This is a genomic window from Halanaerocella petrolearia, from assembly GCF_054657875.1.
This window is the reverse complement of sequence record NZ_BAAHXW010000001.1, coordinates 1,046,088-1,057,338: the sequence shown is the minus strand read 5'-3', so window position 1 is coordinate 1,057,338 and position 11,251 is coordinate 1,046,088. Positions and strand designations below refer to the sequence as shown.

The following is an 11,251-nucleotide window of genomic DNA, read 5'->3' as shown; positions in this document are numbered from 1 at the left end:
AAACCTATAAATTTAAAATTTAGTTTTGTCTTAAAGAAATTGAATTAGCTCTAGGCTCATAGCTAATAACTTTTCTCTTGACTGCTATATAGTGATATGTTATACTAAGTAAGGACAATAAAGCAGAAGTCATCCGCTTCTCACCTGAGACAAAGAAGCTTAGGTTAATATAATTAGCTTATATACCTAGGGGTATGTATGTCTAATTTTTTTACTGCGGATGGCCTAATTAAAGGTCATCTTTTTCTTATTTCAGGAGGTGTATGTAAAATTAGTGCCGAAGATTTAAGAGTTAACCAGCAAATTAGAGCTAGAGAAGTAAGAATTGTAGATAATGATGGTGAACAAGTTGGTATTATGTCACTTAAGAAAGGCTTAAGTTTAGCTGATGAAAAGGATTTAGATTTAGTCGAGGTTGCTCCTCAAGCTAAACCGCCTGTCTGTAAGATTATGGACTATGGTAAGTATAAGTATGAGCAGGCTAAGAAAGCTAAGAGAGCCAAGCAAAATCAAAATGTAATGAAGACTAAAGAAGTTCAGCTAAGTGCTAATATTGAAGACCATGACTTTAATGTTAAAGCCAAGATGGCTAGAAGATTCTTAAATGATAAGAATAAAGTTAAAGTTAGTCTTAGATTTAGAGGTCGGGAAATTGTTCATAAAGATCTTGGTTATGAATTAATGGATAGATTAGCTGAAAAAGTTAGTGATATAGGTAAGGTTTCTAAGAAACCTACAATGGAAGGCAGAAACATGTTAATGTTTATTACACCAAAGAGCGAGAAGTAGAAGGAGGGATAAACATGGGTAAGATGAAGACTCATAAAGGTGCTAAGAAACGCTTTAAAAAGACTGGTAAAGGTAAGTTTAAGCGTAAAAAAGGTTTTAAGAACCACTTAAATACTAAAAAGACTTCTAGTCGTAAGAATAAGTTAGGTAAAGATGCTGTAGTTCATGAAGATGATCAGAAACGTGTAGAAGAATTATTACCATATGAGTAAAACTTAATACAAGGAGGTATGAATTATGCCACGGGTTAAACGAGGTAATAGAAGAAGAAAAAGAAGAAAGAAGATTCTTAAATTAGCAAAAGGTTATTTTGGAACTAAGAGTAAATTATATAGACCAGCTACAGAACAGGTAATGAAGTCATTAAATTATGCTTATCGTGATAGGAAGCAGAAGAAAAGAGACTTTAGAAAGTTATGGATCAGCCGAATTAATGCTGCTGCTAGACAGCATGACCTACCTTATAGTCGGTTTATTCATGGCTTAAAAGAAGCTGGTGTAGAAGTTAACCGCAAAATGTTAGCTGATATGGCAATTAATGATGAAGAAGGATTTGCTGAATTAGTTGACTTAGCTAAAGAAAACATCTAACATCTCTTATAAATAAAGGGCTTAAAGTTATTTACTTTAGGCTCTTTTGCTTTTTTAATAGGAATAATATTGCTTGAATTGCAATTAAATTACAAAGAACTTGACAAATAAGTAATTAAGAAGTTATAATAATAGCACTGGAAAATTGAATACTTTTAAAGATGCCGAATTTTATACTATTATCTGGTATAGAAGCGGGGGACCCATTTTTCTTGGGGCGAATCCAGTATTAAGATTGAGATTGAGCCTAAGCTTAAGTAAATAGCTATTTTTAATAATTCTATTTAAACTTAGACTCAGACTTAAACTTAACTTGGTAAGGTTACCCTTCAACCTGAGCCCGACAGCTAACTTCGTAGGCAGTAAAGAGGGGGTAGAGAGTATGTCTATTCTATATTTTTTGGGACTACAGCTACCTGCTGTAGTCTTTTTGTATTAATATAGTCAATTAATGGAATAATTCTTATAGTATTGAATTGAAAGAGAGGTGGAGAGATGAAGAAAAGATTTAATCTGCATGAATTAAGTTCTGCTCAAATATTGTCTTTAGGATATTCAACAGTGATTTTATTAGGGGCTCTATTATTAACATTACCTATAGCTACTACAAATGGTCAAGGGATGAATCTCTTAGATGCTATTTTTACTGCTACCTCTGCTACAGCAGTAACAGGGTTAATTGTTGAGAATACAGCATCTTTCTTTACTGTCTTTGGTCAAGTTGTAATTATGTGTCTAATTCAGATTGGTGGTTTAGGAATTATGAGTATGTCTACTCTATTTGCCTTTCTGGTAGGTAAAAAAGTGACCTTAAAACATAGGTTGATGATTCAACAGGATTTAGACCAGTTTGAACTATCGGGAATTTTACAATTAGTAAAATATGTTGTAGCTGTTACTTTTACAATTGAGGGGACAGGAGCTGTGTTGTTATTTACTAGGTTTGTGCAGGATATGCCTTTAGGTAAGGCTATCTATTATGCCATTTTTCATTCAGTATCAGCTTTTAATAATGCTGGTTTTGATATCTTTGGTAACAGTTTAGCAAATTTCACTGGAGATATAACAGTTAACTTCACAATTACTAGTCTGATTATTTTAGGTGGGATTGGTTTTGCAGTAATTGCTGAAGTATATGATGGTAAAAGATTTAAGAATTTTTCTTTACAGACTAAGTTAGTTTTAAGTGTAACATTAGTTTTAATTATAGTTGGTTTTATTGGGTCTTTTATTTTAGAATACTCTAATCCAGCCACAATGGGGAATTTATCTTTAAAGGATAAGGTAATATCTTCTTACTTTTTATCTATTACTCCTCGAACGGCTGGGTTCAATACTTTACCAACAGGTTCTTTAAGAAATTCAACTATATTTTTTGTAATTATTCTGATGTTTATTGGTGCTTCACCTGGTTCTACAGGTGGTGGAATTAAGACAACTACTTTTGGAGCTTTACTTGCTGTTTTATATTCACGAGCTACTGGTAGAGATGATGTAGAAGTATATAAACGGCGGTTGGGTAGAGAGGTAATTTTTGATGCCTTATCTATTACCTTTATTGCTTCAGTTCTGGTAGCTTTAGTAACTATTATTTTGACGATTACTGAGCAGGCACAATTTATTGATCTCTTCTTTGAAGCGGTATCAGCTTTTGGAACAGTAGGTCTATCAACTGGAGTAACTGGTGATTTATCTACTATAGGTCGAATAGTAATTATTCTGACTATGTTTGCTGGTCGAGTTGGCCCTTTAACTATTGCAGTTGCAGTAGCTGAGAAGAGACATAAGGCTAATATTAGGTATCCAAAAGAGAAGATTTTAGTTGGGTAATGATTTTTAGTAAGGAGGATGAGAAATGAAACAGTTTATAGTGGTAGGTTTAGGACGTTTTGGAGCTAGTGTAGCTACTACCTTAGCTAATAAAGAACATGATGTATTGGCAATCGATATAGATGAAGACAAAGTACAGGAGATTTCTAATGAAGTAACTCATGCTGTGCAAGCAGATGCTACTTCAGAAGAGGCTTTAAATACTTTAGGAGTTGATGAATTTGATATTGCTATTGTAGGTATTGGCTCTAATATTCATGCTAATATTTTGGCTACTTTAGTTTTAAAGGAGTTAGGTGTACCTCATGTAGTAGTTAAGGCACAAGATAATTTACATGGTAAGTTATTAAGTAAAGTAGGTGCTGATAAAGTAGTTTATCCTGAACGAGATATGGGTGTTAGAGTAGCAAATAACTTAGTTTCAGCTAATGTATTAGACTATATAGAGTTGGCTCCAAATTATAGTATTGCTGAATTAATTGCTTCAGAGCAGTTAAGTGGTGAAAGTCTTAAAGATTTGGATTTACGGAGTAAATTTGGTGTTAATGTTTTGGCTATTAAATCAAATGATGATATTAATCTATCTCCAGAAGCAACAGATAAAGTCAATTCCGGTGATGTATTAGTAGTTATGGGCCAAGAAGATAGTCTTAAGCAGCTTAAGCATTATTAACATATTAGCCATGAGTTTTGAGTCGTGAGCTATGAGTAAGTTCAAAAGATTTACATTCAAAATTTAAATTTCATTAGATTCTTTGTTTTAAAAAAATTGAACTGTTTTTTAATTTTGAATTTGAAGTAGCACATGACTCATAGCTAATAGCTCACAGCTTAATATCAATTAAATTCTACTTTCAGGTTATAATCTAAAAGTATCTAGTACATATTAAAGATACAAGCGATTAACCTGGGGGTGAGAATTATTTCTTCTATAGCTAGGTCCTTGTCGCCAGCCAGGTTTTTGGTATTAGGCTATTTAATATTGATTATTTTAGGAACTATCTTATTATCACTTCCTTGGGCTACAGTTTCAGGCCAGGGATTAAATTTGATAGATTCTTTATTTACAGCTACCTCAGCTACGGCGGTGACAGGATTAATTGTAGTTAATACGGCTCATGATTTATCATTATTTGGGCAGTTAGTAGTCTTATTTTTAATTCAAATTGGTGGCTTAGGTTTAATGACTAGTTCTACTTTAGTAGTCTTATTATTAGGTAGAGAAATTACTTTTAGAGAAAGGATTATCGTTAAAGAAGAGATAAATCACTTTAATCTTGCTGGGCTAATTAAGATAGTCAAGTATATTATTGGATTGACTTTAGGAGTTGAGTTTATAGGAGCAGTTTTGTTATTCTTAAGATTTAATTCTTTATTTTCAACTGGAAAAGCAGTCTATTTTTCTATCTTTCATGCCATTTCTGCTTTCTGTAATGCAGGATTTGATCTTTTTGGCAATAGTCTAGAGGATTTTGTAACTGATCCCTATATTAATTTAGTAATTACTACTTTATTTATTGTTGGAGGGATTGGTTTTGCAGTAATTGCTGATTTATATCATAAGCGAGAATTTACTTCTCTATCTCTAAATACAAAGATAGTATTATTAATTACAATAGTCTTGATTCTGGTAGGAGTCTGTGGAATTTTTTTATTAGAGTTTTCTAATCCTAAGACATTAGGCAATTTATCTTTATCTAACAAATTGCTAGCTGCATACTTTCAGGGAGTAACACCTAGAACGGCTGGTTTTAATACAGTTCCACTTGGTAATTTAACTTCTGGAGGTTTATTTTTAGTCATTATGTTAATGATAATAGGAGCTTCTCCTGGTTCTACTGGAGGAGGGCTAAAGACAACAACTATAGGTGTCTTATTATTAACTGCTTATTCATTGGTTAAAGGTAAAAAACGACCTCAATTATTTGGTCGGACCATTCCGCAACATATTATCTATAAGGCTTTAGCAGTTACAATTGTAGGAATACTATTTGTTATTTTAGTTACTTTGGGTTTAACAATTACAGAAGAATTTTCATTTATAAAAATCTTCTTTGAAACTGTATCGGCCTTTGGGACGGTAGGTCTGTCTACAGGAATTACTAGTGCTTTAAGTTCAGTAGGTAAGTTGATGGTGGTTCTGTTAATGTTTACAGGACGAGTTGGCCCGTTGACTCTAGCAGTAGCATTAGGAGAGAAGATAGAATCAGATAAGATTAAGTATCCAACAGAAGAGATATTAATTGGGTAGAAGAGGTGCGAAGTTAATGAAACAATTTATAGTAGTCGGATTAGGACGTTTTGGTACCAGTGTAGCTAAGGTACTAGCAGATAAAAACTGTGATGTCTTGACAGTAGATGTTGACGAAAATCGAGTTCAGGAGATTAGTAATGAAGTAACTCATGCTGTACAAGCTGATGCTACTAATAAAGAAGCGTTACAAGAGTTAGGAGTGAATGACTTTGATATAGCAGTAGTTAGTATAGGTGAGGATATTCAATCCAATATTTTAGCTACCTTATTACTTAAAGAACTTGGAGTTAGCAAAGTAGTTGTTAAAGCTAATAATCAGTTACATGGGAAGGTGTTACATAAAGTAGGGGCAGATAAGATAGTTTATCCAGAACGTGATATGGGGGCTAGAATTGCTAATAACTTAGTCGATGCTAATATCTTAGAGTATATTAAGTTGGCCCCTGATTATAGTGTGATTGAGATGAAACCTAATTCTGAAATGCATAACAAAAGTTTAAAAGAATTAGAGTTAAGAAGTCGTTTTGGAGTAAATGTAATGGCTATTAAACGAGGTAAAAAGGTTGAAGTCTCTCCTCGGGCCAACTTAAAGATTGAACCTGATGATACTTTAATTGTAGTAGGAGATAACGAAAGTTTAGAAGAATTAAGAAGATTATAGATTTGAGCTATTAGCTAGGGGGTGATATAATAGCTCCTGGTATTAAGCTACAGAAAGGAGTTATTAAAAGTGATTATCTCTAGTTTTACTAATAGTAAGATTAAAGATTTGCGTTCTCTTTATAAGAAGAAATATCGGCGTCAAGAAGGTGAATTTGTTTTAGAAGGAATTAGGATTATAGAAGAAGCAATAAAGGAAGAAACAGAGATTAAGCAAGTATTCTATTCAGATTATCTCTTACGTAATCAAAGAGGTAAAGAACTTTTACATAATTTAGAAGGGGATTCTACACAAGTATATCAAATTACTGATGATTTACTACAAAAAGTAGCTGATACTACTTCTCCACAAGGTATCTTAGCTATTGTAAAGCAAGTTGATTATAACCTAACTGATCTATTGACTGGTAAGCAGAAATTATTTGTGATAGCAGACCAGGTACAAGATCCTGGGAATCTAGGAACTATTATTAGAACTGCTGATGGAGTTGGAGCTGATGGAGTAATTACTACTAAAGGAACTGTCAGTCTCTACAATCAAAAAACAATTAGAGCTACTATGGGTTCTTTATTTAGGTTACCTGTCTATCGTGAAAACAAGTTAGAAGAATTAAAGAAGAAACTAATTGAAAATCAGATTGAGCTAGTTGTTGCTGATCTCCAAGGCGATACATACCATTATGATATTGATTATTCTCAATCAGTAGCAGTAGTAGCAGGTAATGAGGGTCATGGTCCAAGACAAGATTTGATTGATGAAGCTGATGAATTGATTAAGATACCATTAGTAGGTGGAGCTGAATCACTTAATGTTGCTATGGCTACAGGAGTAATCCTTTATGAGGCTTTACGGCAAAGAATGAATTAGTCTAGACTTGTTAATATCAAAGAGCTATGATATACTTGATTTAAAATTAATAACCACAATAGCTAAGAAGGAGTCAAGTAGTTTAACCACTTATCTTGTAGGGAAGAGATGTCCTAGACTGAAAACATCTCTAAGATAATGTTAAATAAATTCACTCTGGAGCTGCTTAATTGAAATAAGTAGATTAAGCCGGTGACTGCCGTTATTAGTTAGAGTGGGCTTAAGTTAAATTTACTTAAGCTAATTAAGGTGGTACCACGGAAGCGATCCACTATCTTTCGTCCTTAGCGGAGGGGAGAAGTGGATTTTTTGTATTTAGAGATAATACTTTTATAATATTTAATTAAATATTATTTAAATTGCTGATAAAGTGGCACTTTCGTGTCACAGCTGTCTGCTATCTGCTGTGAGTCGTGAGCCAAATCAAATTCAAAAAAATAGACGCAATTCAACATCTTAAAACATAGGAATTATCAGGAGTTGGATTTTGAATTTAAATGGTTTGAATTCCTATGAGTCTTACGGACTCTCCGTGAAAATCTGCTGATAGCTCATAGCACACGACACAGGACTGTGTCACCTGTGGTGACACAATATATCAATTGAGTTTCAATTTAGAATATTTGATCAATAACAAAGAAGGAGGATTGCAAGATGGAGGAAAGACTCAACAATATTAAACAAGAAGCAACTACTTCCATTAAGGGAGCTACTAATTTAGAAGAGTTAGATGACTTAAGAGTTAAGTATCTAGGAAAGAAAGGTGAAGTAACTCAGATCTTACGTAATGTAGGTGATCTACCACCAGAGCAGAGACCAGTTATTGGAAAGTTAGCTAACCAAGTAAAAGGTCAATTACAACAGGTAATTGGTCAACGTAAAGAAGAACTAAAGCAAGCAGTTAAAGCAGAACAGTTAAAAGAAGAAAGTATTGATGTAACTCTACCAGGAACAGAAACAGAATCAGCTACTAAACATCCTTTAACATTAGTTTTTGATGAAATTAAAGAGGTCTTTTTAGGATTAGGTTTTGAAATTGCTGAGGGCCCAGAAGTAGAGACTGATTATTACAACTTTGAAGCCTTAAACTTCCCAGCTAATCATCCAGCTCGAGATATGCAAGATACTTTTTATGTTGGTGATGATAAGTTATTAAGAACTCATACTTCCTCTGTTCAGGTTAGAACAATGGAAGAGACAGAACCACCAATCAGAGTTATTGCTCCAGGTCGAGTTTATCGTTCTGATGAAATTGATGCTACACACACACCAGTTTTCCATCAGGTAGAAGGGCTAATGGTTGGTAAAGATATCTCCTTTGCTAATCTAAAAGAAATCTTAATTAAAGCTGTACATGAGTTATTTGGAGCTGAAAGAGAGGTTAGATTCAGACCAAGTTATTTCCCATTTACAGAGCCAAGTGCTGAAGTTGATGTCTCTTGTGCTAACTGTGATGGAGAAGGTTGTAATATCTGCTCTGATACAGGGTGGTTAGAAATTTTAGGTTCTGGAATGGTCCATCCAAATGTATTAGAAATGTCTGATATTGATTCAGAAAAGTATACTGGATTTGCTTTTGGAATGGGAGTAGAACGAATTGCTATGTTAAAGTATGATATTGATGATATTAGATTGTTATATGAAAATGATATTAGATTTTTAAAACAATTTAAATAGAAGGAGGATATAAGATGCAACTTTCTTATAATTGGTTACAAGAGTATGTTGATTTTGATTATACGCCAGAAGAACTAGCTCAAGAATTAACTATGGCTGGTTTGGAAGTGGAAGGAATTGAATACCAAGGTGCAGAGATTGAAACTGTTATAGTAGGCCAAATTTCAGAAATGAATGATCATGATAATGCAGATAAATTATCTGTCTGTAAGGTAGATGTAGGAGAAGAAGAACTACAGATTGTCTGTGGAGCTAATAATATGGAAGAAGGAGATAGAGTTCCAGTAGCTCCTGTAGGTACTACAATGCCTGATGGAATGGAGATTAAAGAAGTTAAGTTAAGAGGGGTAGAATCTCGTGGTATGATGTGTTCTACAGATGAGCTTAACTTACCTGATGATGGAGTAGATGGACTATTTATTCTACCTGAGGATTCTACATTAGGTAATAAATTAGTTGAAGAGTTAGGTCTAAATGACATAATTATTGAATTTGATTTAACTCCTAACTATAGCCATTGCTTAAGTATGATTGGGGTGGCTAGAGAAATAGCAGCTATTACTGGTAATCAAGTTAAGTATCCTGAACCTGAAGTAGAAGAGATAGCAGAAGAGATCACCGATTGGATTAATATTGAAGTAGAAGCTAAAGATATTTGTTCTCGTTATGCTGGACGAGTAATTACAGATTTAGAAGTTAAAGAGTCTCCATTATGGTTAAAGAAGAGATTAGAAGCAGTAGGAATTAGACCAGTTAATAATGTTGTTGATGTAACTAACTTTGTTTTAATGGAATTAGGTCTACCACTACATGCCTTTGATTATGATCAGTTAGAGGAACAACAGATTGTTGTTAGGCGAGTGGAAGATGAAGAGACTTTAGTTACTTTAGATGATGAAGAACGAGATTTAGATTCAGATATGCTAGTAATTGCTGATACTAATAAACCTTCTTGTATAGCTGGAGTAATGGGGGGAGCAGAAAGTGAAGTAACTGAAGAGACTACAACTATCTTTTTAGAAGGAGCAAATTTTGCTGCCGGTTCAGTTCGTAAAACATCTAGTAAACTAGGGATCCATAGTGATGCTTCTCATAGATTTGAACGAGGTGTTGATGTTAATCTAGTTAAATTGGCATTAAATAGAGCAGCAGAATTAATTGCTCAACTAGGAAATGGTAAAGTAATTAAAGGCATTAAGGATATCTATCCAGAGCCAATAGCTAAAGAAGAGATTAAACTAAGACCAGATAGAGTACGAAAGGTATTGGGCATTCCATTAGCTAAAATTAATATTAAGAACTTATTAGAGCGATTACACTTTATTGTAGAGGACCAAGGGGCTACTTTATTAGTTAAGGTACCTACATATAGAGTTGATATTAGTCAGGAGATTGATTTAATAGAAGAGGTAGCTAGATTATATGGTTATGATGAGATTGAGCCAGCTAATTCTAAAGCTGAAGTTAAGCAAGGAAAGAAGACGTTGGCCCAAAAGTTAGCAGATAAGACACGAACTATTTTAACTAACTTAGGTTTATTTGAGGCTCAAAATTATTCTTTTACTAATCCTAAAGCTTTTGATCAGCTTAACCTTTCTAAAGATCATTCATTAAGAGATGTAATTCAGCTTAATAATCCAGTTAGTGAAGAACATACAGTAATGAGAACAACTCTATTGTCTGATGTCTTGGATAATATAGCTGTAAATGCCAGTCGAAAGGTTGATGATGTAAGAGTATTTGAATTAGGGAAAGTATTTATTCCACAAGACAGTCAAGAGTTGCCTAAAGAAGAATTAAAGTTATCAGCTGCAGTAATGAGTACGGAATTACCGGATAAGTGGCAAGTAGATGCACCAGCTTTCTTTTATTTAAAAGGTATTTTAGAAGATTACTTTACTAATTTAGGTATTGAAGACTTTAAATTCTCAGCTGCTCAAGTAAGCTATTTACATCCAGGTAGAACAGCTGAAGTTATAATTGCTGGTCAAAAAGTAGGTTATCTAGGTGAAGTGCATCCTGATGTACAAGAGAATTATGGGTTAGAAACTCGGATAACTGTCTTTGAAATTGATTTTAATTCCATAGTAACAGTAGCTACTGCTAAACGAAAGTATACTCAGTTTCCTAAATATCCAGCTTTAATGCGAGATATTGCTTTAGTTGTTAAAGAAGAAGTTACTCATCAACAGATAGAAGATGTTATAAAAGAGATTGGAGAAGAAATTTTAGAAGGTGTTGAATTATTTGATCTTTATCAAGGAGAGCAGATTCCCGATGGATATAAAAGTTTAGCTTATTCGTTAAGTTATAGAGTAGCAGATAGAACTTTAACAGATAAAGAAGTAAATAAAGTACAAAATAAGATAGAAGAAGAATTAGATAAGAGGTTAGAAGCTAAAATCAGAGAATAGAACAAAAAAGAGAGCATAACTTTTAAGTTGTGCTCTTTTCTTTTATTAGATTTTAAAATTTATAAAAAACTATTGACATCTTATAGCTTATTTGATATATTGTTAATTGCGTTGTTGAGAGAGCAAAGAATTAATTTTAAAATCTCTTGACAAATAGTCTTACAATTG

Annotated in this window: 10 protein-coding genes, 1 riboswitch and 1 other annotated feature; all 10 genes read left to right on the top strand. The window is 33.4% G+C overall.

All coding sequences use genetic code 11. From position 1 onward, the window contains the following. Window positions 1–198: 198 nt before the first annotated feature. The gene (gene infC / locus ACYQ39_RS05410) at window positions 199–789 is read left to right on the top strand and encodes a translation initiation factor IF-3 (RefSeq protein WP_459840962.1); all 591 of its coding nucleotides are present in this window, start codon (window positions 199–201) and stop codon (window positions 787–789) included. 14 nt (window positions 790–803) lie between these two features. Beyond that, the gene (gene rpmI, locus ACYQ39_RS05405; RefSeq protein ID WP_459840959.1) at window positions 804–1,001 is read left to right on the top strand and encodes a 50S ribosomal protein L35; all 198 of its coding nucleotides are present in this window, start codon (window positions 804–806) and stop codon (window positions 999–1,001) included. Window positions 1,002–1,026: 25 nt separating this feature from the next. Continuing rightward, window positions 1,027–1,380 carry a 50S ribosomal protein L20 gene (gene rplT, locus ACYQ39_RS05400; protein ID WP_459840957.1) on the top strand — a complete coding sequence of 118 codons (354 nt, stop codon included), beginning with the start codon at window positions 1,027–1,029 and terminating at the stop codon, window positions 1,378–1,380. A 152-nt stretch (window positions 1,381–1,532) separates the two neighbouring features. Next, a riboswitch (cyclic di-AMP (ydaO/yuaA leader) is annotated at window positions 1,533–1,757 on the top strand. 118 nt (window positions 1,758–1,875) lie between these two features. After that, window positions 1,876–3,210, top strand: coding sequence for a TrkH family potassium uptake protein (locus tag ACYQ39_RS05395; RefSeq protein ID WP_459840956.1), 1,335 nt, complete (start codon window positions 1,876–1,878; stop codon window positions 3,208–3,210). Between the two features lie 25 nt (window positions 3,211–3,235). Beyond that, a complete protein-coding gene (locus tag ACYQ39_RS05390) occupies window positions 3,236–3,883 on the top strand; it encodes a potassium channel family protein (protein ID WP_459840954.1) in 648 nt (215 codons plus the stop codon). Between the two features lie 240 nt (window positions 3,884–4,123). Next, window positions 4,124–5,461 (top strand): TrkH family potassium uptake protein, encoded by a 1,338-nt coding sequence (locus ACYQ39_RS05385; protein ID WP_459840952.1) that lies wholly within the window; start codon window positions 4,124–4,126, stop codon window positions 5,459–5,461. 16 nt (window positions 5,462–5,477) lie between these two features. Next, window positions 5,478–6,125 (top strand): potassium channel family protein, encoded by a 648-nt coding sequence (locus tag ACYQ39_RS05380; RefSeq protein ID WP_459840950.1) that lies wholly within the window; start codon window positions 5,478–5,480, stop codon window positions 6,123–6,125. A gap of 69 nt (window positions 6,126–6,194) precedes the next feature. After that, entirely contained in the window at window positions 6,195–6,992 is a 798-nt protein-coding gene (locus ACYQ39_RS05375) for a TrmH family RNA methyltransferase (RefSeq protein WP_459840948.1), read from the top strand. 55 nt (window positions 6,993–7,047) lie between these two features. After that, window positions 7,048–7,281, top strand: a binding site (T-box leader). A gap of 365 nt (window positions 7,282–7,646) precedes the next feature. Next, entirely contained in the window at window positions 7,647–8,669 is a 1,023-nt protein-coding gene (gene pheS, locus ACYQ39_RS05370) for a phenylalanine--tRNA ligase subunit alpha (protein WP_459840946.1), read from the top strand. A 14-nt stretch (window positions 8,670–8,683) separates the two neighbouring features. Beyond that, on the top strand, window positions 8,684–11,083 hold the full coding sequence (gene pheT / locus ACYQ39_RS05365) for a phenylalanine--tRNA ligase subunit beta (protein WP_459840945.1): 2,400 nt from the start codon (window positions 8,684–8,686) through the stop codon (window positions 11,081–11,083). The last annotated feature ends 168 nt before the right edge of the window (window positions 11,084–11,251 follow it).

Bases quoted from the DNA above. Each gene is read 5' to 3' on its own strand.
- infC (WP_459840962.1), top strand. From the start codon at position 199: ATGTCTAATTTTTTTACTGCGGATGGCCTAATTAAAGGTCATCTTTTT.
- rpmI (WP_459840959.1), top strand. From the start codon at position 804: ATGGGTAAGATGAAGACTCATAAAGGTGCTAAGAAACGCTTTAAAAAG.
- rplT (WP_459840957.1), top strand. From the start codon at position 1,027: ATGCCACGGGTTAAACGAGGTAATAGAAGAAGAAAAAGAAGAAAGAAG.
- ACYQ39_RS05395 (WP_459840956.1), top strand. From the start codon at position 1,876: ATGAAGAAAAGATTTAATCTGCATGAATTAAGTTCTGCTCAAATATTG.
- ACYQ39_RS05390 (WP_459840954.1), top strand. From the start codon at position 3,236: ATGAAACAGTTTATAGTGGTAGGTTTAGGACGTTTTGGAGCTAGTGTA.
- ACYQ39_RS05380 (WP_459840950.1), top strand. From the start codon at position 5,478: ATGAAACAATTTATAGTAGTCGGATTAGGACGTTTTGGTACCAGTGTA.
- pheS (WP_459840946.1), top strand. From the start codon at position 7,647: ATGGAGGAAAGACTCAACAATATTAAACAAGAAGCAACTACTTCCATT.
- pheT (WP_459840945.1), top strand. From the start codon at position 8,684: ATGCAACTTTCTTATAATTGGTTACAAGAGTATGTTGATTTTGATTAT.